Genomic DNA, 21,831 nt, shown 5'->3' on the forward strand with positions numbered 1-21,831 from the left:
CGGACCAACTATAACTCCCGAATACAGTCACAGAGAAACGACCTCGTCTTTATCCGACACACTGTGGACGGTCCGGTACCGATGGCACCCCGACGGCGGACCGTACTCGCAGCAGTATCGACGGCGACAGCGTCGGCAGCGGCCGGCTGTTTCGAACTGCTCGCTAACGATTCGAACGACGAGAGCGACGCGAAAACCGCCACGGACGTCGCGAACGCGTTCGTCGACGACCTCGCGAAGCAGCGCTTCGAGCGAGCGAGCGAGCGATTCGTCGAACGCGAGCGCGGCAAATACGGCGCGCCAGCCCGTCTCGAGCGGCTCTGGATGGGATTCACCGCCGTCGCCGGTGCGTTCGACGGGATCGAGGGAACGAGCAAAACGACGCGAAACGGCGTCGTCGTGATCGACGCGACGCTGACGTTCGAGAACGGCGCGCACACGTGTCGCATCGTCGTGGACGACTCACAACGGCTGCTCAACTGCGGGATCGCGGACCAGTACGATCGGCCGTCGTACGTCGATCCGAGCGGGTTCACGGAACGGGACCTCCGCCTCGAGGTCGACGGCTGCTCGCTCGAGGGAACCGTCACGACGCCGGCGAACGGCACCGGTAGCGGGGGCGGTGCGCCCGGCGTCGTCCTCGTTCACGACTCCGGGCCGTCGACCCGTGACACCGCACAGGGCGGAACGAAACTGTTCGTCGATCTGGCAGAGGGACTCGCGACGCGGGGCGTCGCGACCCTTCGGTACGACAAGCGCGTCCCCGCCTGCGAGGTCGAAGCCGGTTCCTACACCCTCGATCGCGTGACCGTCGACGACGCGCTCGTGGCGGTCGAGAAACTCCGGGGGATCGAGGGCGTCGACGCCGACGGAATCGTCGTCGCGGGTCACGGACTCGGCGGAACGGCGGCGCCGAGAATCGCCACCCGAGACGGGAATCTCGCCGGTATCGCCGGGCTGGCTGCGCCGGCCCGACCGTACCACGAACTGACGCTCGAGCAACTCGAACACAAGGTTTCCGTCGGCTCGCACGAGTGGGGCGATCTGGCGAACGTCTACGAGCAGTGGACGGCGGAAATCGATCGAATACGGGACGACGAGTACGAATCGAGCGACGTCCTGCTCGGGAAACCGGGCGCGTTCTGGGAGAGCCTCGCGGCGTACGATCACCTGCAAACTGCACGGGACGTCGACGTGCCGCTGCGCCTGGTACAGGGAAAGCGCGATTTTCAGGTCACCGTGGCCGACGACTTACAGCGGTGGCGGACCGAACTCGAGGGTCGATCGAAGACGACCGTCGAAACGTACGACGGACTCAACCACCTGTTCATGCCGGTCGAGGGCCCGTCGGTCGAGTTCGCGTACGCCGTCCGAAACAACGTCGCCGAACGGGTCGTGGACGATCTCGCGGGCTGGATCGGCGAGTTGTAGCTGGCACCGCACGCGGGCTGGTACCGCCCGTCGGCCGACGTGTCCCGCGAGCGGTCTCGCCCATCGTCCAAGGATTGATACCCCGGTCGTCCGACCCACGTCGTATGGAGACGATTCGGATCTTGCAGGTCGACGCCTTCACGAACGAGCCGCTGACCGGGAATCAGGCGGGAGTCGTCCCCGACGGGAACGGCCTCTCGAGCGACCAGATGCAGGCAATCGCCGCCGAAATGGCAGTCAGCGAAACGGCGTTCGTCCGATCGAGCGACGTCGCGGATCGTCGGATTCGGTACTTCACGCCCACTCAGGAGGTCGACCTCTGTGGTCACGCGACGATCGGGACCTTCGCTCACCTTCACGACGAGGGACTGGAGCCCGGGATAACGACCCTCGAAACCAACGTCGGCGTCCTCGAGATCGACGTCGCGTCCGACGGAGCGGTCTGGATGACCCAGGACGAGCCGACGTTCGACGAGGTCGACGTCGGCTACGAGCGGGTCGCCGACGCGCTCGGGGTCGAACGCGCCGCACTCGAGGGCGCGCGTGCGGACCTCCCGCTGGCGGTCGTCTCGACCGGCCTTCCGTTCCTGATCGTTCCGATCACCTACCTCTCGGACCTGGGCGATGCCGAGCCCGACATGGTCGCGATCGAACGGCTCACCGACGCGGTCGACGCCGCGGGCGTCTACCTCTTCACGTTCGACGCGCTCGAGGCCGCGTCGACTGCACACGGGCGCATGTTCGCGCCGGGGGCCGGCGTTCCCGAAGACCCCGTCACCGGGACTGCGAGCGGGGCCGTCGGCGCGTACCTCGATCACTTCGGGGCGTTCGACGACGATCTGCCCGAGGAACTCCGCCTCGAGCAGGGTCACTACGTCGATCGACCCGGGCGGGTTCGCGTCCGCCTCGACGGCGCAGTGCAGGTCGGCGGCCGCGGCGTGACCGTGCTCGACGGCTCGATCGTCGTCCCCCCGGCCGACGACGACGAGATACTCGAGGCCTGATACGGCCGAACCGGTTCAGGCGAGTGGATCGCCGGCATCGTCCCCAGTGCCGCGGTCGCCGACTGCGTCGCCCCGGGTCTCGCCGTCGCCTCCCTCGTTTCCGTCCCACCCGCGGCGTGAGCTCGAGGGAGGGGCCGGTGACGACCCGGACGACCTCGATTTCCACGTCGCCGACTCGTCGTCGCCGACGGACGCCGGTTCGTCGCCGGTCACCCGCCGATTGCCGGCTTCGAGGGCTTCGATTGCTCGGCGAGTTTCTTCGAGTTCAGCCTCCATCCGGGCGAGTCGGTCGTCGAGTCCGTCGCGGACCTCGCTCGCGACGCGGTCCGAATCGGAGTGGCCGGTGGCGGCCTGACCTGCCGCACGGGGCAGCGTCATGAACAGCGCGTACGTCTTCCCCACCTGCCAGACGACGATACCGAAGACCGCAAGCAGCAGGGTGATCATCGGATTCGCCTGTTCGAGGGCAAGATCCGGATTCAGCGGATCTGTAACCAGCGTCGTCGCCGCACCACCAAAGCCCGCGAATAGTCCGGCGGCAACCAGGGCCAATCCGAGTACTAACGATCCGACAGCGATCGTTCGATAGACGAGCGTCCATCCGAACGGGGTTCGAACAGGCATGGTTACGTAATTGTCTGGAGTTGTATAATTTCTGTGGGGTGTCGAATGTATTATCACCCGTACGAGAAACGATCGCGGAAGCGGCCGGCGCGTGATCGCCACGAAAGTTCCACTCGGTCCGTTCACGAGGACGGGTCGCCGTCGGTCGGTGCCGACCGCGGGCGATCGTCGACATCTGTCGTAGAAACTAATTCACCTGCGAGTGAGTACTGAGGGCCGCCGTTCGCAACCTTCTTTATTCGGACGAGTGTCCACGATAATAGAGATGGCTGTACTCTGGCTGGACGAGATCAGTGCCGGCGACCTCGAGCGGGTCGGCGGCAAAGGCGCCTCCCTGGGCGAGTTGACGGGTGCGGGGCTCCCCGTCCCGCCGGGATTCGTCGTAACCGCGGGGACCTACCGATCGTTCATCGAAGAAGCCGAAATCGACGACGAACTGTTCGCTGCCGTCGACGTCGACGTCGACGACTCGGCCGCGCTGGCCGACGCCGCGGATCGTGCACAGGAACTCATCCTCGAAACGCCGTTCCCCGAGGACCTTCGAGCGGAAATCGTAGAGAGCTACGGCGAGATCGGCACCGGTGACGCGTTCGTCGCCGTCCGTTCGTCGGCGACGGCCGAGGACCTGCCCGACGCCTCCTTCGCCGGCCAGCAGGAGACGTTCCTCAACGTCACCGAGGAAGCCCTCCTCGACCGCGTCCGTGAGTGTTGGGCCTCGCTGTTTACCCAGCGAGCGATCTACTACCGTCAGGAACAGGGCTTCGACCACTCCGCCGTGAACATCGCGGTCGTCGTCCAGCAGATGGTCGACGCCGAGAAATCCGGCGTGATGTTCACGAGTCACCCCTCGACGGGCGATCCGACGATGATCATCGAGGCCGCCTGGGGACTCGGCGAAGCCGTCGTCTCCGGTGCCGTCTCGCCGGACAACTACGTCATCGACCGCGACGACCGATCGGTCGACGTCACCGTCGCCGAGAAGAAGGTCATGCACGAGAAAGACGACGCGACCGGACAGACCGTCGAGCGCGAGGTACCGGAAGACAAGCGACGGGCACGAGTCATCGACGACGAGGAGATCGACGCCCTCATGGACCTCGGCGAGCGCGTCGAAGACCACTACGGCGAACCCCAGGACGTCGAGTGGGCGATCGTCGACGGAGAAGTCTTCATGCTCCAGTCCCGACCGATCACCACCATCGACGAGAACGGATCCGGCGGCGCGGAGACGACCGGCACCGTCGATGCGGCGAAGGGACTCACCGACGGCAGCGGAAGCGTTCAAGCGGCCGAAGGCGGCGAGACCACGGGTTCGAGTTCGTCGGGAGAGGTCCTCGTCGACGGTCTCGGCTCGAGTCCGGGGACGGTCAGCGGCCCCGCACGAATCGTGCAGAAACTCGACGACCTCGACAAAGTGGGCGACGGCGACGTCATCGTCACCGAGATGACGATGCCCGACATGGTGCCCGCGATGAAGCGTGCCTCGGGCATCATCACCGACGAGGGCGGCATGACCAGCCACGCCGCCATCGTCTCTCGAGAGCTGGGCGTCCCCGCCATCGTCGGAACGACCAACGCGACGACCGTGCTCGACGACGGGCAGGTCGTCACGCTCGACGGCGACAAGGGGTCCGTCCTCGAGGGGGCCGAAGTCGAACCCGAAGACGAGACCGAACCCGTCGAGGAGGTCCGCCCGCAAGCGCCGGTCAAACCCATGACCGCGACGGAGGTGAAGGTCAACGTCTCGATCCCCGAAGCGGCCGAGCGCGCGGCGGCGACGGGCGCCGACGGCGTCGGTCTGTTGCGGACCGAACACATGATCCTCTCGTTGAATCAGACGCCGGCGAAATTCATCGCGGAAAACGGGGAGGACGCCTACGTCACGGAACTCGTCGACGGGATCCGAGGCGTGGCCGACGAATTCTACCCGCGGCCCGTCCGCGTCCGTACGCTCGATGCTCCGACCGACGAGTTCCGCCAGCTCGAGGGCGGCGAGGACGAGCCGGCAGAACACAATCCGATGCTCGGCTACCGCGGCATCCGGCGGTCGCTCGATCGCCCGGACGTCTTCGCACACGAACTCGAGGCGTTCCGTCGGCTCTACGAGATGGGATACGACAACGTCGAGATCATGTTCCCGCTGGTCAACGACGCCGAGGACGTCCTTCGAGCGAAAGAACAGATGATAGAGGCGGGAATCGACCCGGACAAACGCCGCTGGGGCGCGATGATCGAGACGCCGGCATCCGCGCTCTCGGTCGAGAGCATGGCCGAAGCGGGAATCGACTTCGCGTCGTTCGGAACCAACGACCTCACCCAGTACACGCTCGCGGTCGACCGGAACAACGAGAACGTCGCCGACCGCTTCGACGAACTTCACCCCGCCGTGTTACGGCTCATCGGTGACGTCATCGAGACGTGTCGCGAACACGACGTCGATACGAGCATCTGCGGGCAAGCCGGCTCCAAACCCAAGATGGCCCGGTTCCTCGTCAACGAGGGTATCAGCTCGATCTCGGCCAACATCGACGCCGTTCGCGACGTCCAACACGAGGTCAAGCGAGTCGAGCAGAAGTTGCTGCTCGACTCGATCCGGTAACGGCCGTCGACGGCGACGGTCACGGGGTCGCTCACCGGGAGAATCCGAGCGCACGGCAGTCGCCCGATTTCTCGAGTCGTCCGTCGAATCGACCGACCAGCTACGGGAGCACCGCCGACGAGGAGACGACGCCGACCACGAGGAGGCCGAGGCCGGTGAGGACGAGTATGGCCGCGATCAGAACCGTCAACAGCTGCAGCGACCGGCGAACGTCGGGTGATACCTCGAGCCGAGCGTAGACCCGACGGGAGACGATCAGGAATCCGAGACCGAGCGTCAGGGCGGCGAGTCCGAACGCGAACAGTTCGGCGTCCATGACGGGGGACTACCAGCATGACGGTGAAAAAACGGCGTTCTCGACGGGTGACATTGACGGTCTCGACGGGTGACATTGACGTTCTCGGCGGGTGATATTAACGGTCTCTGTGAAGTCGGTAACAGTCGTCGAAACCGACAGACGCGAGCGATCGGCTGCGATCTTTCAGCCAGGGTATGCGTTCACGGCGGCGACGAGAAACGCCGCACCGATCGCCGCGCCACAGACCGCGATCACTGTTCCGATGAGCCCCAGGAGATCGGTCATCAGTTCCGGATATTCGGGCTGGGGATCGAGGTTCGCCACGAGCAGGTAGACGAAGGCGCCAGTTCCGGCCGCAAAGACCCCGAACGCGGCCGTTGCGACCCAGGTCATAGTACCGATGCGACAGCCACAACCCTATAGGCTTGGGCCGTCGCTGGCGGGGAAAGGTCCATGATGGAGGCGGTCCACCGGTCGACTATGGGAGACCGCTCGGACGAGGTGACCGAGAGCCGGGACCGGGACGCCCCCGCTACCGACGACCTCATAGAGGAGACGGACCGGCTGCTCTCCGAGATCGAGTCGGGTCCGGGGGACGCGTCGGCCGGTCGATCGGGGCGGTCGGAGACGTCCGACGGCGGGACGCGCGGTTCCGGCGGATTCGGTCCGTTGGGGGGCACCGAACGCGGATCCGAAGCCGCCGCCGAGAGCGACTCGTCGCGGTTGTGGCTGTCCCGGATCACGTCGCGGCTCTCACCGACACGGTACTTCTCGCCGCGGATGTTTCTCGCGCTCGTTCTCGCTATCGGCATCGGCATGCTCGCTGGCGCAACCGTCCTCCCGTTCGCCGGACGCACGATCGGAATGTTCGGCGGCGCGTTCGTCGCCGGTCTGGTCGGGTCGAACCGCCGGTACCTCGAGACGAGCGCCGCCGGGGTTTCGGTGGGCGGAGTGGCCGCGGTGCTCAACCACGCCGTCGTCGCGATCGCCGGCTCGGGGCAGGCCGTCGTCGCGGTCGGGGCGACCGTCGGGTTGGTCGCCTCGGTCGCGGGCTACTACTTCGGTCGCGACCTGCGTGCCGGGCTCCGAGGCGATAGTTAGCCGGTCGTCAGTTCCCAGCCGCGCTCGGTCCGACGGACGACCCCGTTGTCGGCCATCACCTCGAGCAATTCGGCGACGACCTCGCGCGGCGCGTCGATGTCGTCGCTGAGTTCGCCGACCGATTTCGGCTCCGAGCGGACGCTCGCGAGGAGGTCCGCGTAGATTCGGCTCTCCGGGCCAGCGCCGACGCTCTCGGATATCTGGTCGAGGACGTCACAGAGCCGGCCCTGAACCCATCGCTGGGCCAGCGAGAGTTCGTTTTCGAGCTGCTCTAAGTTGTCCAGGGTGGCGAGTAGCTCGTCGAGTTCGTCAGAATCGTCCCAGGACACGTCGAGCGAGAGGTGGCGACAGGTCGTGATGTCGAAACTGTTGTTCGACGGATACGCGCTCTTGCTCGCGAATCCGTACGGAGAAACGTTCACCTCGAGTCGGACGTTTCGCGCGATGTGGAAGTACTTGCGTCGCTGGTCGTCGACGCGGCTCTCGATCAATCCGGCCTCCTCGAGTTTGCGCAAGTGTTCGATAACCGCCTTGGGACTCACGCCGAGGTAGTCAGAGATTTCGGTGACGTAACAGGGCTTGCGAGCGAGCAATCGAAGAATTCGCCGCCTGTTTTCGTTCCCGAGCAAGTCCAACAACGCGGCGGAGTCCATCGAGTGAGGGTTAGTGATCGGCGCTGAAAAGCGTGTCTGCTCGGCGGCCGTGAAGTGGCATCTCGTCGGGTCGGCTGTTCGACCGCCTACGGAGCAACACCGGTACCGCCTTCCGTTCCCGATCCGCTGTCGGTCCCCTATCCGCTTTCCGTTCCCGTTCCATCGCCGGGGTTGTCGTTCGATTTATCGAGTGGCGATCCGGGATCAGTCGGTGACTGCTTCGCCGGATCGTTTCCCGTCTCACCGTCGTCCTGGGCTCCCCCGGTACCGTCGGACTGGCCGCGTTCGTCCGGTGGCTCGGGTGTGAATCCTGGCAGCCCCCCGTTGCCGGACAATCCTCGAGCGAGCGCCGCGATACCGGGGCCGGCTTGCTCCGAGGCGGCTTGTCGAATGGACGTCGCGTTCTCTCGAAGGGTCTCGAGCGCGTCCTCGGAGACGCCGACGTCGGCAGCGCGGCGCTCGGTGCGGTCGATCGATCGCTCGAGGCTCGCGATCTCGACCGCCAGTTTCGCCATTCGAGCCTTGTACGCGCCCTGAGAGAGGTTTTCCCGTTGGTTCTCAAGCTGGGCACGTTCGGCCTCGAGTTCGGTTATCTGTGACTCGAGTTCGGCCGTTCGATGGCGGACGACCGCAGGCCGATTTTCGTTGGCGGCGCGATCGTACGCGGCTTCGAACATGCCCGAATCGATCGTGCTCTCGGCGTCGGCTGCGCTCGCCTGCATGAGCGTCCCGACGGATGCGTTCGGTGTCGCCGTCTCGGAGTCGCCTGCCTCGGCCTGGAGGAACGGATTCGCGACCGCACCGCTCGCGAGCGGCGCGACCGTGAGGCCGACGACGGCGAATACTGCGAGAAGGGCGATGGGCCGGGTTGGGGTCATCGACTACGTGTTGTTCCAAACGTACTAAAAAGACTGACTTTCGTTCGAATCGTTTACTCTGTTCGACTAGCCGGTGAGGTTCGTTTTGAGCGTTCAAGACGGCCACAGTGTCCGTCATCAAATCCCGGAGAGACGTCGAGAACCGCTATCGGCCCGCCGTCACTGTTCGAACCGTTTCGTTCGTCGAAGACCGATCAATCACTGACTACGTTACGTCTCGCAGACGACGGACGACTTCAAACGAAGCTTGCATCTCAGCCAACCGTTCGATCGGTCGACGACGGGCGGCCTGAGTTCGGACTGATAGCGCGCCGATTTAAACGTATCTGCAAACAGTTATGTTCGACCGTACCGTGGTACTATCTAGCATGTTCGAGGTCTTTTCGAGAGGCTACTATCTCGGACGTCTCTACGTGACACCGACCGATGGGGACCACGCACTCATGCACAGCCGACAACACGAGCACATCAACGAGGAAGTGTACGCGACCGGCGACGGCCTCGAGCGCCTCGACACGCCGCTGGTGATGAAACTCGAGTCGCATCACTTTCCGGTGCACGGAGCGGCGGACGTTCCGACGAACACGCTCGCACTACCGGAATCGATGCTCGAGGGGACCGAAATCAGGAATCCGCCCTCGCTTCGCGAAGTGTTCCTCGCCCGACGAGAGCGCGCCCGACAGCTCCTCGAGTTTTCGGGGGGGTGGCAGGCCGACCGCGTCGGATCGCCGGACGACGACCCGCCGGGCGCCGGAACCTAAAAGTACGTCCGCTTCCCGTGTTCGGCCGGATGCTCGACGAGTTACTCGGCCGTGCATCGCTCAAAGAGCGAATCGACGACCTCGAGGACGAAAACGAACGGTTGCGAAAGCGCTACGAGGCCGAATCCGACCGCCGGGCCGAGGCCACTACCGCCAGGCAGGATGCCGAAGAGCGACTCAACCGGCTCCAGGATAGAATCGCCCAACTCGAGGGCGAACTCGACCGAGTGAACGAGCGTGACGCCGGGCTCGACGTTCACCGCCGCACTCAACTGCGCGGAGACCGCCTCGAAGAGGTCCTCGACCGGCTCGCATCGTTCCGAACGGGCCCAGAAGGTGCGTTGACCGTCGGCGTCCGCGACGACGGGCTCTCAGAACCCGTCCGGACGCAGTTGGCCGACGTCCTCGGCGAGCGGGTCGCGCTCGTCGACGACGCGGCGCCGTGTCTGTGTTGTATCGACGACGCCGGACTGATCGCCCTGACCGTGGAGCCACCGGTCGATACCGAACTGGCGGCGACCTGGGACGACCGATTCGCCCTCGAGCGCGAGTGGTTCCTCCCGACCGGACGACACGCCCTGGCGTTGGTGCGAACCGATCTATTCGCCCTCGGCGTCTTCGAGGACGACGAACGCGTCGACTACCAGGGATTCGAAAGCGATGTCAAGGGAAATCACTCGAAAGGTGGGTTCTCGCAGGCCAGATTCGAACGGATCCGCGACGAACAGGTCGACGATCACCTCGAGCGCTGTCGGGCCGCCCTCGCCGCGTACGAACGCGGCGGTGAACGGACTGGGGTTCCACTGTACCTCGTCGGTCAACGCGGCGTCGTCGAGGCGCTCGTCGCGGAATCGCGACTCGAACCGGCCGCGACGGCCGCCGTCGACGCGACCGGGGCGCCGAAGCGGGCGCTCGAGGACGCCGTTCGCTCTTTCTGGACGACCGAAGTCCGGATGCTGTAGCTCGAACCCGGCCGACGGTCAGTAACCGTCGCCGTCGGAAAAACAGCGGCCGCAACGATTCGCGTCGGTGTCGGTAACCGCTCGCTCGATGGGGATCAGCCGAAGGTGTTCGTGGGCGACGTGGGACGTCGCACCACAGACCGTCTGAAAGTCGGACCGACCGGCCTCGTACTTGTGGATCTTGTTTGTCGTCTCGTTCAGGACACCGTCCATGCCACTTGTTGACACACTCACTGTACATAATTGCATCGTCCGTTCATCGGCGAGCGGTGGGGCGGGTCAGATCCGTTCTACCGATGGTACTGAACGAACAGTTTCGGCCGACAAACGGGGAACGTTACACGTATCGAAACAGAGGGGTACGGTCGTCGAAACGGTCAGTAGACGGCACCGATTCGGTCGGAACCGAATCGGCGCGCTTAACTCACGCCGGTTTTGGGCGTAAAATAATCGGATTTATGCGCGTACCGGATACGAGACACCATCGAACGACGACCGCTTCTTGCTGCAAGTAGCATCCCGTTTCTGTCAGCGACTCTAGCCGGCCACTTTCGGAACGTCAACGGCGGCCATCGTGGAACCACGTACGGCGGAAGCAGCAGGTCCGCGGTCCGATCACCGGCCTTTCGGTCCGTTCGGGCACGGACGGCTCACCCGCGTCGGGCCGGTTGACCGCCGGCGTTCGCGAGAGTGTCGCTCTCGGACAGCAGACCGCTTCGCGTTCCGACCGATTCCCGCGGACGTTCCCGAGTCTGTCGTGTGAACGACCCGTTGGCACCCGTCGACAGGGTCGTTCGTCGGTCCGAACGGCCCGCTCGATCGGATCGGACGATCTCGTCTCGAGTCGCGCAACCCCGACGTCGTCCGATCGCGCCGTTCCGGGTGATCCATGGTTAAGTAAGCGGTCGACGATTGCCAGGTATGCGCGTCGCGATTCTCGCCCACGAGCGATTTCCCGAGCGGGCCAAGACCGCCCTCGGCGTTCTCCGGTACGCCGACCACGACGTCGTCGCCGTCCTCGATCGGACGGCCGACGGTCGTCGCGTTTCCGACTTCGTCCCGGACGTCCAGGACGCGCCGATCGTCGCCGGAATGGCCGAACTCGAGCCCGACGCCGTCGACGCCTTGCTGATCGGCATCGCTCCGATCGGCGGTGGCTTCGACGAAACCTGGCGGACCGACGTCCGGACGGCACTCGAGTACGGCTGCGACGTGATCTCGGGGCTGCACTATTTTCTGGCCGAGGACGAGGAATTCGCCCGGCTGGCCGCCGAACACGACTGCGAGCTGAGAGACGTCCGCGATCCGCCGCCGGACCTCACGGTCAGCGACGGTGTCGCGGGCGACGTCGACGCCGAAATCGTCCTCACCGTCGGCACCGACTGCTCGGTCGGCAAGATGACGACGACCATGGAACTCGCTCGCGATGCCCGCGCGGCCGGCTACGACGCCGCCGTGATCCCGACCGGCCAGACCGGTATCGTGATCGAGGGCTGGGGAACCCCGGTCGATCGCGTCATCAGTGACTTCACCGCCGGCGCGGTCGAGTCGATGATCAGAGAGATGGGGGACGATCACGACTACCTGTTCGTCGAGGGACAGGGAAGCATCGTCCATCCTGCGTATTCGGCGGTCACCTGTGGGATCCTCCACGGTTCCATGGCGGATCGACTCGTCCTCTGTCACGAGGCCGACCGCGAGTCGATTCACGGCTACGAATCGTTCTCGCTGCCGTCGATTCCGACGTACGTCGACCTCTACGAGCGCCTCGCAGAACCGGTCGCGCCGAGCCGCGTCGTCGCCGGCGCGATCAATACGGCCGGTCTCGAGGACGCGGCTGCCCGCGAAGCTGTCGACGACTACGCCGACGCGCTCGGCGCGCCCGCGACCGACGTCCTCCGCTTTGGCACCGACGACCTGCTCGAGGTGCTCGTCCGATGACCCTCGAGACCGCCTTCGAACGGCGCTCGCTCCCGCTCGAGTATCCGTTCGGGATCGCCCGCGGAACGACGACCGAAACCGAGGCCGTACTGGTACGCATCGCGGACGACGACGGAACGACCGGTCTCGGGGCCGCGTCGCCGTCCCCCCACTACGGGGAAACCGCTGCGACGGTCGAGGCCGTTCTGCCCGACCTGCTGGCGGTGGTCGAGGACGTCGGCGATCCCCACCACCTCGAACGCATCGAGCGCGAACTGGGCGAGACGGTCGGCCGGAATCCGAGCGCCCGCGCCGCGGTGAGCATCGGCATTCACGATCTCGTCGCGAAGCGGTTCGACGTCCCGCTCTACCGGTACTGGGGACTCGACCCCGCCGAGACGCCCGAGACCTCGTACACCATCGGCCTCGACGACGAGGAGACGATGCGTGCGAAAACCGAGACGGCACTCGAGCGCGGCCACGAGACGTTGAAGGTCAAACTCGGGACCGATCGCGACCTCGAGATCGTCAGGACGATCCGGTCGGTCGCGCCGGACGTCCGGCTGTTCGTCGACGCGAACGAGGCCTGGTCGCCTCGCGAGGCGCTCCGAAAGATCGATCGGCTCGCCGAGTTCGACGTCGCGTTCGTCGAGCAACCGGTTTCCGCCGACGATCCGAGCGGACTGAAATACGTTTTCGACCGCTCCTCGCTGCCGATCGCGGCCGACGAGTCCTGCGTGACGCTCGCGGACGTGCCCCGAATCGCGGACCGCTGTGACATCGCGAACCTGAAACTGATGAAATGCGGCGGCCTGCTCGAGGCCGGACGGTTGATCCACGCCGCCCGCGCACACGGCCTCGAGGTGATGTGTGGCTGCATGACCGAATCGAACGCCTCGATCGCGGCGGCCTGTCACCTCGCGCCGCTGCTGGATTACGCCGACCTCGATGGCTCCCTGCTTCTGGCCGACGATCCCGTCGAAGGCGTCCCGATGCCCGGCGGCCGGATCGATCTCGCCGGTGTCGACCGGCCGGGAACGGGCGCCGTCCTCGAGTCCGCGTTCGACTGACGGCGGCTCGGACTCCGGTCGTGGTCTCACGCCCGCGGAACGACCAGTGTCGCGGACTGTCACTGCGACGGGCAACGGGGTTTCACATCGACGTCCGGTGTGGAACTGCTGGTATGCATGACGGTACCGACAGGCAGAACGTATCTCGGCGGTCGCTGTTGCGGGCATCGGCAGGAGCGGCCTCGCTATCGTCCGTCGGAAGCGTGCGCGGCGCGGGGGACGACTCGGGGCGGCGCGACGTTCGAGCGTTCGATCGGGAGTGTCCGGAGGCGACGCTCGAGCCCGGGATGACGGACTGCGATGGGACGACGACGGAGGGGTGTGCGGACGACCATCCGGCGACGACCGAACTCCGATCGGCAGTGGGGGAGACGCTCGACCGGCGGTATCCAGACGTCGGGTCGCTGATCGACGCGGGATTCGTGCCCTATTTCGACGCGCTCGACGGCGGCGACGACGGCTGGTCGCACTGGCTCAGTCCCGACTTCATCGGCGGGGACGCAGTGCTCGAGCCAGAACGCCCGGAATCGGTTCTCGTCGACAACGACTCCTGGCGGTCGATGGGCGTCATGTTCATCGCGACGGCCGGCGGGGACCCCGTCGATCCGCCGCCGGTGTACGACGAGGGCGGGTCCGACGGACGGTGTTCGCCGTGGCACGCACACGTCGGAGTACCCTCGCGGTTCGGGTGGTGGTACTACAGGCAGGCCTACGAGCGGGATTTCGCGGCGGGAACTCTCGAGGTCCCCTGTCGGACACCCTGTATGCTCCACATCTGGACCGTCGACCATCCGGAAAGCGTCTACGCCCACGACGCGCCGCCGGCCGAGTACCGCGATCTCTCGCCCGCAGACGACCCCGGCTTCCGAACTGATGCCGTTCCGGGCGAGGACGAACTCGGCTGGGACGTCCTTCCGGACGATCTCGTCCCCGAGCGGACACCCGACGACCTACTGACCCGTCCATTCGGTGTGGGTTCGGATCGTTAACGGGAGCGCGGCGATCGGCCGGACGCCCGTTTCGGGGACGCTACAGTGGCATCCCGCCATCGTCGTCTGCGGCCCGTTGCCCTCGGCTCTGTGCGTTCTCGAGGAGGGTCGCCGCCGGACCGCGGTACTCGTATCCGGGAACGATTCCCTGTGCGAAGGTCCCTTCGACGAACTCGATCAGGGCTTTGGCGTCCTCGACGCCCTCAGCGGCGTCCCAGGCGGTGTACTCGAGACGGACCCGGACTTCGTCGGCGTCGCGTTCGACGACGGGATCGTCGTGCGTACTCGTGTGGGCGACGTCGAAGACGTCCCCCAGGCGGCGCTCGAGCGTTTCGTACCAGCCATCTTCGACGACGGTCGCGACGACCTCGTCGGCCACGGCCGCGTCGAGGGTCGGGAGGAAAACGGTGACGCGGAACCGACCGTCGCGGTTCCCCTCCGCGTCCTCGGCCGCGACGGTCGTCTCGAAGACGGTCGTCGTGAGGGCGTATCCGTCGTCGCGCCGGTCGAACGCGTCGTGTGACTCGAGTTCGCGTTCGACTGGTTCCGGAAGGTCTGTCATCGGGAGACAAGACGAGCGTGGCGGAAAAGGGTGTTACGTTGTTTCGGTCGGGACGATGTCAATTTCCGCCGGGTTACACGGGGTCGATTTCGGCGTGGGCCGCGGCCCGACCCGACGGGAGCAGATTCCGCGGGGAGACTCGTCGGACGGTGTCGGGATCGTTTCACGGAGAAGTACCGGGTTACGGCCGCAAAAGATCCGCATTACAAGGGGGGAATCCGGCCTCGGTCCGAGCCATGAGTTTAGACAGACGCGCCGCGGAGCGTCGTCGGTTCGCTCGCCTCCTCGGGACTGACGACGAGTACGGTTCCGGCCTGCCGATCGGGCGCCAGGAGGCCGACGACGCGGAGGCCGAAACGGAGACGGATCCGGACGGGGAACCGAGATCGGTACGGCCGGACGAGACAGTCAGGAAATCTCGCGTTCGCTGAGGAACGAGTCGAGCGCCGTCGCTACTTCTTCGAAGTCCTTGACCGTGAGACCGTCCGTCGTGACGAAGACGCCCTCGCGGTCGTTCGTGACGCGGACCAGAAAGCCGTTCTCGAACACCCGAATCGTGTACTCGTACGCGCCGAGTTCCGACCCCTCGTAGGCGGTCTGGGTGGTCTTGAACCCGCGCCACTCGTGGCCGATGAACGTCGAGAGGTCCGCGTCGCGCTCTAAGTCCTCGCGGAGGTACATCTGCTCGTAGTCGTCTCGCGTGAAGTACGTGACCGAACGGAGGCTGTCACCGATGGCCGTCCGACAGGTCGCAACGATCTGTTCCGCCGCTTCCGACGTGAGTAACCCGGTCGGCATACCTGACCAGTCGGACTCGGTGACCTTAACGGCGAGGGCTGAACACAGTACTTTGAAAATACATGCGGCGACGACAGCCGTCGTTCTTCCCCAGCACGATCGCGGTCGGCCCTCGAGTGCGGGTCCCTCGATTACGGCGGTCGTCGATCGCCGAGTTACGCCTCTGCCTGCTCTATCGCCCGCTCGAGGTCGGCGATCACGTCGTCGACGTCCTCGATCCCGACCGAGAGGCGAACGAGGTCGTCGGTGACGCCGCTCGCGAGCTTCTCCTCCTCGGTGAGCTGCTGATGGGTCGTACTCGCAGGGTGGATGATCAGCGTCTTCGCGTCGCCGACGTTCGCCAGCATGCTGGTGAGTTCGACCTCGTTACAGACCGTTTCCGCGGCGTCGTAACCGCCCTCGAGCCCGAAAGTTATCATGCCGCCGTAGCCGCCCTCGAGGTACTCCGTGGCGTTCTCGTGGGTCTCGTGGCTCTCGAGGCCGGGGTAGTTCACCCACTCGACGGCCGAGTGATCTTCCAGGTATTCCGCGACGGCCATCGCGTTCTCGCAGTGTTTCTCCATCCGCAGGGGCAGCGACTCGAGTTTCTGCAGGGTGGTCCAGGCGTCGAAGGGCGCTTGCTGGTTCCCCAGGTCGCGCAGGCCGCGCGTGCGGGCGACGAGCGCGAAGGCCATGTCGCCGAACGTCTCGCGGAAGTTGACGCCGTGGTAGGCCGGGTTCGGTTCGGTGATTTCGGGATAATCGCCCTCCTCCCAGGGGAACGAGCCGCCGTCGACGAGGATCCCGCCGACCGTCGAGCCCGCGCCGTGGATCCACTTCGTCGTCGAGTTCCAGACGAGGTCCGCGCCGTGCTCGAGCGGTCGGCAGAGGTACGGCGTCGCGAAGGTGTTGTCGACGAACAGCGGGACGTCGTGGTCGTGGGCGATGTCGGCGATCCGTTCGATGTCGGGGGTGACGAGCGCGGGGTTGCCGATCGTCTCGAGGTGGACGAACGCGGTGTCGTCGTCGATCGCCTCCTCGTAGGCGTCGTAGTCGAGCGTCTCGACGAACTTCGTCTCGATACCCCGCTTCTCGACCGTGTGAGTGAGGTAGGTGTAGGTCCCGCCGTACAGCGACGACGAGGAAACGATGTTGTCGCCGACCTCCGCGAGGATGAACGTCGCGAGGTCGAACGCGGCCATCCCGGAGGACGTGGCCAGCGCACCGACGCCGCCTTCGAGCGCCGCGATGCGCTCTTCTAACATCGCGTTGGTCGGGTTCATAATCCGCGAGTAGATGTTCCCGAACTCCTCGAGTCCGAACAACGCGGCCGCGTGGTCCGTATCGTCGAACACGTAGGACGTGGTCTGGTAGATCGGCGGCGCGCGGGATCCGGTGGTCGGGTCCGGTTCCTGACCGGCGTGGACGCTGTTCGTGGCGAATCGGTGGCCGTCAGAGTCTGAATCGTCGCTCATACCAGCGTCGACACATCCGGACCAAGTAAAACCACTAGACACTCACGTCGGGCGGATCCGTTCGGCTGCCTCGTCGTCGCGACGGACGGGGTGTGCGAGCCCCGGCGTCAGAACTCGAGGACGCTGACCACGCCGAGGCTCTCGAGGATCAACCAGCAGACGAACGCGACGTACAGCACCAGTAACGTCCACGCCTCGCGTCGGGAGAGGCGCATTTCCGTCCGTGAAATGCCGAAGAACACGGTGGTCGCGAAGACCAGAAAGCTCATCATCGGGACGATGTGCGCGAAGTTCACGGTCAACGTGCCGGCGACGAGAACGCCGACGGGCACGCAGATGAGCAAGTCGAAGGTGTTGCTCCCGAGAACGTTCGCGATCGTGACCGTCGGCCGGTCGGCCTGTGCGGCCGCGATGCTGACGAACGCGTCCGGCAGGCTCGAACCGGCGGCGACGACCGTCATCCCCCAGAGGAACGCCGGCGTTCCGAACGCTTCCCCGAGACCGACCGCCGACCGGACGAGGCCTTCGACCCCGATGACGATCGCGACGAGCCCGACGCCGAACCAGAGCCAGGCCCGTGTCAGATTGACCGACGTGTCCACGACGCGCCCTTCGTCCGCGACGTCGAGATACTGGGTGAAGATGTAGAGCCCGTACAGGGCGACGGGAAACAGCGCGAGCGGTCGGGAAACGTCACCGCGGATGAGTCCGTCGGTCGCGGTGACCGGGTTGTAGATGACCGCGAGCGAGAACGTCAACAGCAGCGACGCGACCGCGAGCATGTAAAACAGCGCCTCTTTGTAGACCAGTTCCCGAGTCGTATCGATACCGCCGCCGATGATCACCGCAATACCCGGAATCGCGAGGAGATTGAACACCGCGGAGCCGACGATCGACCCCACGCCGAGTTCGAACTCGCCGTGGACCAGGGTCGCGATCAGGACGCTCACCAGTTCCGGCATACTCGAGCCCACGGCGGCGATCACGGCCCCCTGGACGACCGTTGGCAACCCGTATCCGACCGCGATGTCGTTCGCCGCGTCCTCGAGTCGGACGCTGCCGTACCAGAGGACCACGGTTCCGGCGGCGGCGAGGCCGAACAGCGTGGCGATACCGATCATACCGATGGCACCTGGTCCGGGGGAATCCGTTCGATCGATACCGCCGAGGGAGACCGTCGTTCGCGGTCGACCCGTCGAGCGGTGGCCCCTCGAGTGACGAGTCCGTCGATTCTCACGTTTCACTCGTCCACGTCCATCCGTTTGACTGCTCCCCTGCACCGAGTCGCGAGGAGACGCTGTGGCGGGCACCCTGTCGAACGCGAACGAGCGGCCCGTTCTCCGAAAGAGCGGGCGATCTCAATACCGCTCGTGAGTGATACCCCATCGAGGGGACCGCTACTAGCAACGCACATACCCGCCGCGGACGTGAACTCGTCGTACGACCGTATGCGCGGCGGGGCTCCGCCGGCCCACCGCCGATCACCGTCGACAACACATGCCCGAATCAACGCCGCACCCACCGACCGACGACGGGGAATCAGTCTACAAAGACTACGTTCTGGACGTCCGGATCATCGAGTGCACGACGCCCGAAAGCGAGGACCCGCAGTATCGGTTCGAGGCACCCCAGCACACGCCGATCACGTTCGCGGATCCGGAGACGGCCACGCTGTATGCCGACGTCTACTTCGACACGAACGGCTTCCAGGAGGACGGAACGGGCGAGCGGGGAGTCCCACCGGAAGTGATCCAGGCGGGGCGGGACACGCTCGCCGCGTACTTTCTCACCATGCCCGGCACGGATCTGAACTGGGTCGCATCGTTCTACGGCAAGAAACCGCCGAAAATCGAGCGGTACGTCGCCTCCGTTCGGCAGCGCGCCCGGGAGATCCGATCGAACGCGGTCGACCGAGACGTCGCGTAGCCGTGAGTCGTGGCTCGACCCACTCGAGCCCCAATCGTCGGTACTCGGTGACCGACTGCGTTCTCCCACATCGCACCGCCGTCACTCCGTTTTTCACAGGCGGTACGAGGCGGATGCCCCGACCCTTGAGGTCGGGGAGGAAGCCGACAACCGATGACACAAACCACGCTACGATGGCGGGCCGACTCCCAAATGTATAAGTAACACCGACGGTATATGTGAAAACACAGTGGAATACCGTCGCACCGCCGTCATTAAACTCGACACTCCCGACGGAGCCGACCCGCTCCTCCGAGAGACGGTCGAGCAGTTCAAACACTGCGCCAACACCGCGAGCGAGTGGTGCTGGCACGGCGACGACGGCTACCACGTCACCTCGAAAGCCAAAGCCGAACGCGCCCTCTACGACCGACTCCGCGACGAAACCGACCTGACTGCAAATCTTGTCCAAAAAGGGATTCGCAGGGCGGTCGAAGCCGTCAAAAGCGGAGTCTCGCGTCTCGAACGTGGGGAGAACACGTCGCAACCGCACTTTTCTGCCGACAGCGCGGTGTACGACAAGCGGAGTGCGACGTTCCACCGCGACCACGTATCACTGTCCACCGTAGACGGGCGCGTCGAGTGCGACTACATCCTCCCCGACGACTCGGAGACGCCACCGACCAAGTACGTCTCCGACGAGGACTTCGAGTTTCGGATGGCACACTTGCAGTACCGCGACGGTGACTGGTATCTCCACGCCTCGATGCGGAAAGTCGAAGCAGACGAGGAATCGCCCGAATCCGAGTCCAAGCACAGAACAGTCCTTGGTGTGGATTTGGGCGTGAACAACCTCGCCGTCGCTTCGACGGGGCGATTCTGGTCGGCAGACGAGTTCAACCATTGGCGTCGAGAGTACGAGAAACGTCGTGGGTCGCTTCAGCAGTGTGGCTCTCGCCACGCCCACGAGAACATCGAATCAGTTGGGCAGAAAGAGTACGGACGCTTCGAGATACACCTCCACACGGTGGCGAACGAACTTATCGAGGAAGCCGTCGAGAACGATTGCTCGCATATCGTGTTCGAGGACTTGACGTATATCCGTGAGAACCTTCCCGAAGCGACGTGGCAACATGTGTGGGCGTTCCGACGCCTCTACGAGTACGTCGAATACAAGGCCGAAGCAGAGGGTATCGAGGCCGTACAGGTTGAACCGCGCAACACGTCGAAGCGGTGTTCGACGTGTGGATTTACCCATGACGATAACCGTGACGGGGAGTCGTTTGAGTGTCAGCAGTGTGGGTACGAGAACCACGCGGACTACAACGCTTCCAAGAACATCGGTTTGCAGTATCTCCGTCGTCGGCAAAACGCAGACGATGGAGGCGCACCCGTAGATGTGCGCTTGAATCGCGGGACACTGAACGTGAGCGGGGAGTACGTGCCCCCTGCCTCTGTTGAGGCATAGAACGGGAGTCCACGCGAAAGCCTCGGGGCTTGACCCCGAGGCGATTTACGTCGGTGCAACTCGAGTCCCGGTCTCGAGCGGCGACGACCGATCGGCGATCGACGAGCCGATCGCGCACGAACCTCACGGCCAGTCCGACCACCGAAAGCGCCATCGTAGCGGCGACGGCGACGATCGTCACGCGGTATCGAGAATCGTGGTCACGCGCAATCGCTGAGCGGGTGGTAGCTCGACGGAGTCAGTCGTCGCGCCAACTCGGATTCTCTCGCGGCGGGCTAAAAATATCGACACCGCGAACGGTAACGTCCCCGCGGTTCTCGGCGGCGTGGGCCTGATCGCCCGGAATGCCGTAGGAGTCGCCGGGTCCGCAGACGACCTCCGCTCCGTCGACGATGAAGGTCAATTCGCCGTCGACGATGTATCCCGTCTGCTCGTGGGGGTGGCTGTGTTCGTCGACGACTGCGCCGGGTTCGATCTCGAAGTGCTGGACGTTCATCGATTCGGTCCCGGCCATCAGCGCCAGGTGGACGCCGTCAGCGGCCTCCGAAGGCTCGAGGTCAGCACGGGAAACGCGTTCCATACGTGACTTATATCGGCGACACACCACATAACTCCGCGGATCCCGGAGAGAGAGTCGGTGGAAGTGCTTCAGCTGACTCACTGTGATGCTCGAGACATCGACGGGCTGTGGATCGGTTCCGTTGGGGTGGGTGATAGTGAGTATATGACAGTAGACTCGAATCCTGAGCTCGAGGAGTGGTTCCGGTGCTCGGCAAAGCCGCGGATGCAGGCCAGCTAGTCAGCTTCACCAAGAAGTGGAAAGGCGCGTTCGGATCAAAGACGGGGAAAGCCACGAAGGTTCTTTCGAACACGCTGCTGCCCCATCTTCCCGACAAGGCCGCGCTGAAGATTCAGGACGCCCTCACGGGCGGCAAAGCGTCGAAATTGGGCGATGCGGGCTTATCGCGCAAACAGATCGGCGAACTCAGCGGGAGTGGAAAGCTGGACGATGTTGATCCGGACGAGGTCCAACGACTCGCCAAACAGGACGGAACCGAGCCGAAACACATCAAAACACTCGAGGGAGTCATAAAACGGCTCTCACACTCATTATATAGGTGTTTTGACTCGATAAGGACAGGGTTAGGCGTTCGTAGCTACTCGGCGGAACGGGCGGGAAACCCGACGTGGGAGCCAGACAAGGAATTGGACGACGGGAGTTACCCGACCCCACCGGGGCGGTTCCGCACGGTATTGATTCCCCACCTGCTCGATACGGCCCTTGCTTTGCAGAAACCCAAGAGCACTTCCGACGCGTGATTCGGTGAGATCAAGGTCAGTAGCAAGCTCTGTG

Annotated in this window: 24 protein-coding genes; 13 read left to right on the forward strand and 11 right to left on the reverse strand. The window is 64.8% G+C overall.

Going from position 1 to position 21,831, the window contains the following annotated elements; genetic code table 11:
* The first annotated feature begins 81 nt into the window (after positions 1 to 81).
* Both NJT13_RS15735 and NJT13_RS15740 read left to right on the forward strand, forming a co-directional pair.
* Positions 82 to 1,431: an alpha/beta hydrolase gene (locus tag NJT13_RS15735; RefSeq protein WP_254522585.1), complete on the forward strand. Its 1,350-nt coding sequence runs from the start codon at positions 82 to 84 to the stop codon at positions 1,429 to 1,431.
* A gap of 104 nt (positions 1,432 to 1,535) precedes the next feature.
* A complete protein-coding gene (locus tag NJT13_RS15740; RefSeq protein ID WP_254522586.1) occupies positions 1,536 to 2,435 on the forward strand; it encodes a PhzF family phenazine biosynthesis protein in 900 nt (299 codons plus the stop codon).
* Between the two features lie 15 nt (positions 2,436 to 2,450).
* Here NJT13_RS15740 and NJT13_RS15745 read toward each other — a convergent pair whose 3' ends face one another.
* Positions 2,451 to 3,059 carry a hypothetical protein gene (locus NJT13_RS15745; protein ID WP_254522587.1) on the reverse strand — a complete coding sequence of 203 codons (609 nt, stop codon included), beginning with the start codon at positions 3,057 to 3,059 and terminating at the stop codon, positions 2,451 to 2,453.
* Positions 3,060 to 3,324: 265 nt separating this feature from the next.
* On the opposite strand from NJT13_RS15745, the gene ppsA reads away from it, so the two are divergent.
* On the forward strand, positions 3,325 to 5,658 hold the full coding sequence (ppsA, locus tag NJT13_RS15750) for a phosphoenolpyruvate synthase (protein ID WP_254522588.1): 2,334 nt from the start codon (positions 3,325 to 3,327) through the stop codon (positions 5,656 to 5,658).
* Between the two features lie 100 nt (positions 5,659 to 5,758).
* Here ppsA and NJT13_RS15755 read toward each other — a convergent pair whose 3' ends face one another.
* Both NJT13_RS15755 and NJT13_RS15760 read right to left on the reverse strand, forming a co-directional pair.
* Entirely contained in the window at positions 5,759 to 5,974 is a 216-nt protein-coding gene (locus tag NJT13_RS15755; protein WP_254522589.1) for a hypothetical protein, read from the reverse strand.
* A gap of 165 nt (positions 5,975 to 6,139) precedes the next feature.
* On the reverse strand, positions 6,140 to 6,349 hold the full coding sequence (locus NJT13_RS15760) for a hypothetical protein (protein WP_254522590.1): 210 nt from the start codon (positions 6,347 to 6,349) through the stop codon (positions 6,140 to 6,142).
* Between the two features lie 87 nt (positions 6,350 to 6,436).
* Here NJT13_RS15760 and NJT13_RS15765 point away from each other — a divergent pair, with 87 nt between their 5' ends.
* The gene (locus NJT13_RS15765; protein ID WP_254522591.1) at positions 6,437 to 7,057 is read left to right on the forward strand and encodes an MFS transporter; all 621 of its coding nucleotides are present in this window, start codon (positions 6,437 to 6,439) and stop codon (positions 7,055 to 7,057) included.
* On the opposite strand, the gene NJT13_RS15770 is transcribed toward NJT13_RS15765, so the two are convergent.
* Together NJT13_RS15770 and NJT13_RS15775 are read right to left on the reverse strand one after the other, a co-directional pair.
* The gene (locus NJT13_RS15770) at positions 7,054 to 7,710 is read right to left on the reverse strand and encodes an ArsR/SmtB family transcription factor (RefSeq protein ID WP_254522592.1); all 657 of its coding nucleotides are present in this window, start codon (positions 7,708 to 7,710) and stop codon (positions 7,054 to 7,056) included. The two genes, NJT13_RS15765 and NJT13_RS15770, sit on opposite strands and share 4 nt — an antisense overlap.
* A gap of 137 nt (positions 7,711 to 7,847) precedes the next feature.
* Complete coding sequence (locus NJT13_RS15775) at positions 7,848 to 8,588, reverse strand: cation:proton antiporter (protein ID WP_254522593.1); 741 nt, start codon at positions 8,586 to 8,588, stop codon at positions 7,848 to 7,850.
* Positions 8,589 to 8,956: 368 nt separating this feature from the next.
* Here NJT13_RS15775 and NJT13_RS15780 point away from each other — a divergent pair, with 368 nt between their 5' ends.
* Both NJT13_RS15780 and NJT13_RS15785 read left to right on the forward strand, forming a co-directional pair.
* The gene (locus NJT13_RS15780; RefSeq protein WP_254522594.1) at positions 8,957 to 9,349 is read left to right on the forward strand and encodes a DUF5802 family protein; all 393 of its coding nucleotides are present in this window, start codon (positions 8,957 to 8,959) and stop codon (positions 9,347 to 9,349) included.
* Between the two features lie 29 nt (positions 9,350 to 9,378).
* Positions 9,379 to 10,311: a Vms1/Ankzf1 family peptidyl-tRNA hydrolase gene (locus NJT13_RS15785; protein WP_254522595.1), complete on the forward strand. Its 933-nt coding sequence runs from the start codon at positions 9,379 to 9,381 to the stop codon at positions 10,309 to 10,311.
* Between the two features lie 18 nt (positions 10,312 to 10,329).
* Here NJT13_RS15785 and NJT13_RS15790 read toward each other — a convergent pair whose 3' ends face one another.
* Positions 10,330 to 10,524: a hypothetical protein gene (locus tag NJT13_RS15790; protein WP_254522596.1), complete on the reverse strand. Its 195-nt coding sequence runs from the start codon at positions 10,522 to 10,524 to the stop codon at positions 10,330 to 10,332.
* Between the two features lie 708 nt (positions 10,525 to 11,232).
* On the opposite strand from NJT13_RS15790, the gene NJT13_RS15795 reads away from it, so the two are divergent.
* The 3 genes from NJT13_RS15795 (at position 11,233) to NJT13_RS15805 (ending at position 14,290) form a co-directional block, all read left to right on the forward strand.
* On the forward strand, positions 11,233 to 12,252 hold the full coding sequence (locus NJT13_RS15795) for an N-acetyltransferase DgcN family protein (RefSeq protein ID WP_254522597.1): 1,020 nt from the start codon (positions 11,233 to 11,235) through the stop codon (positions 12,250 to 12,252).
* Positions 12,249 to 13,301 (forward strand): dipeptide epimerase, encoded by a 1,053-nt coding sequence (locus NJT13_RS15800; protein WP_254522598.1) that lies wholly within the window; start codon positions 12,249 to 12,251, stop codon positions 13,299 to 13,301. The genes NJT13_RS15795 and NJT13_RS15800 overlap by 4 nt, the downstream gene beginning before the upstream one ends.
* 113 nt (positions 13,302 to 13,414) lie before the next feature.
* Positions 13,415 to 14,290, forward strand: a complete 876-nt coding sequence (locus NJT13_RS15805) for a hypothetical protein (protein ID WP_254522599.1) — start codon at positions 13,415 to 13,417, stop codon at positions 14,288 to 14,290.
* A 40-nt stretch (positions 14,291 to 14,330) separates the two neighbouring features.
* On the opposite strand, the gene NJT13_RS15810 is transcribed toward NJT13_RS15805, so the two are convergent.
* The gene (locus NJT13_RS15810; protein ID WP_254522600.1) at positions 14,331 to 14,852 is read right to left on the reverse strand and encodes a DUF5813 family protein; all 522 of its coding nucleotides are present in this window, start codon (positions 14,850 to 14,852) and stop codon (positions 14,331 to 14,333) included.
* A 236-nt stretch (positions 14,853 to 15,088) separates the two neighbouring features.
* Between NJT13_RS15810 and NJT13_RS15815 the strand changes: the two genes are divergently transcribed.
* Complete coding sequence (locus tag NJT13_RS15815; RefSeq protein ID WP_254522601.1) at positions 15,089 to 15,283, forward strand: hypothetical protein; 195 nt, start codon at positions 15,089 to 15,091, stop codon at positions 15,281 to 15,283.
* Here NJT13_RS15815 and NJT13_RS15820 read toward each other — a convergent pair.
* The 3 genes from NJT13_RS15820 to NJT13_RS15830 all read right to left on the reverse strand — a co-directional run bounded on the left by NJT13_RS15820 (position 15,261) and on the right by NJT13_RS15830 (position 18,225).
* Positions 15,261 to 15,650: a DUF7522 family protein gene (locus NJT13_RS15820; RefSeq protein ID WP_254522602.1), complete on the reverse strand. Its 390-nt coding sequence runs from the start codon at positions 15,648 to 15,650 to the stop codon at positions 15,261 to 15,263. The genes NJT13_RS15815 and NJT13_RS15820 overlap by 23 nt on opposite strands.
* A gap of 155 nt (positions 15,651 to 15,805) precedes the next feature.
* Positions 15,806 to 17,104 (reverse strand): O-acetylhomoserine aminocarboxypropyltransferase/cysteine synthase family protein, encoded by a 1,299-nt coding sequence (locus tag NJT13_RS15825; RefSeq protein ID WP_254522603.1) that lies wholly within the window; start codon positions 17,102 to 17,104, stop codon positions 15,806 to 15,808.
* 107 nt (positions 17,105 to 17,211) lie between these two features.
* Positions 17,212 to 18,225, reverse strand: a complete 1,014-nt coding sequence (locus NJT13_RS15830; RefSeq protein ID WP_254522604.1) for a sodium:calcium antiporter — start codon at positions 18,223 to 18,225, stop codon at positions 17,212 to 17,214.
* Between the two features lie 376 nt (positions 18,226 to 18,601).
* Here NJT13_RS15830 and NJT13_RS15835 point away from each other — a divergent pair, with 376 nt between their 5' ends.
* Entirely contained in the window at positions 18,602 to 19,030 is a 429-nt protein-coding gene (locus NJT13_RS15835; protein WP_254522605.1) for a hypothetical protein, read from the forward strand.
* A 229-nt stretch (positions 19,031 to 19,259) separates the two neighbouring features.
* Entirely contained in the window at positions 19,260 to 20,477 is a 1,218-nt protein-coding gene (locus NJT13_RS15840; protein ID WP_254522425.1) for an RNA-guided endonuclease InsQ/TnpB family protein, read from the forward strand.
* 238 nt (positions 20,478 to 20,715) lie between these two features.
* Here the strand turns inward: NJT13_RS15840 and NJT13_RS15845 are convergent, their stop codons facing one another.
* Positions 20,716 to 21,057, reverse strand: a complete 342-nt coding sequence (locus NJT13_RS15845) for a cupin domain-containing protein (RefSeq protein WP_254522606.1) — start codon at positions 21,055 to 21,057, stop codon at positions 20,716 to 20,718.
* A gap of 185 nt (positions 21,058 to 21,242) precedes the next feature.
* Here NJT13_RS15845 and NJT13_RS15850 point away from each other — a divergent pair, with 185 nt between their 5' ends.
* Positions 21,243 to 21,797: a hypothetical protein gene (locus NJT13_RS15850; RefSeq protein WP_254522607.1), complete on the forward strand. Its 555-nt coding sequence runs from the start codon at positions 21,243 to 21,245 to the stop codon at positions 21,795 to 21,797.
* Positions 21,798 to 21,831 lie beyond the last annotated feature (34 nt).

Origin of the sequence: Natrinema caseinilyticum (assembly GCF_024227435.1) — an archaeon.
Lineage (GTDB): Archaea > Halobacteriota > Halobacteria > Halobacteriales > Natrialbaceae > Natrinema > Natrinema caseinilyticum.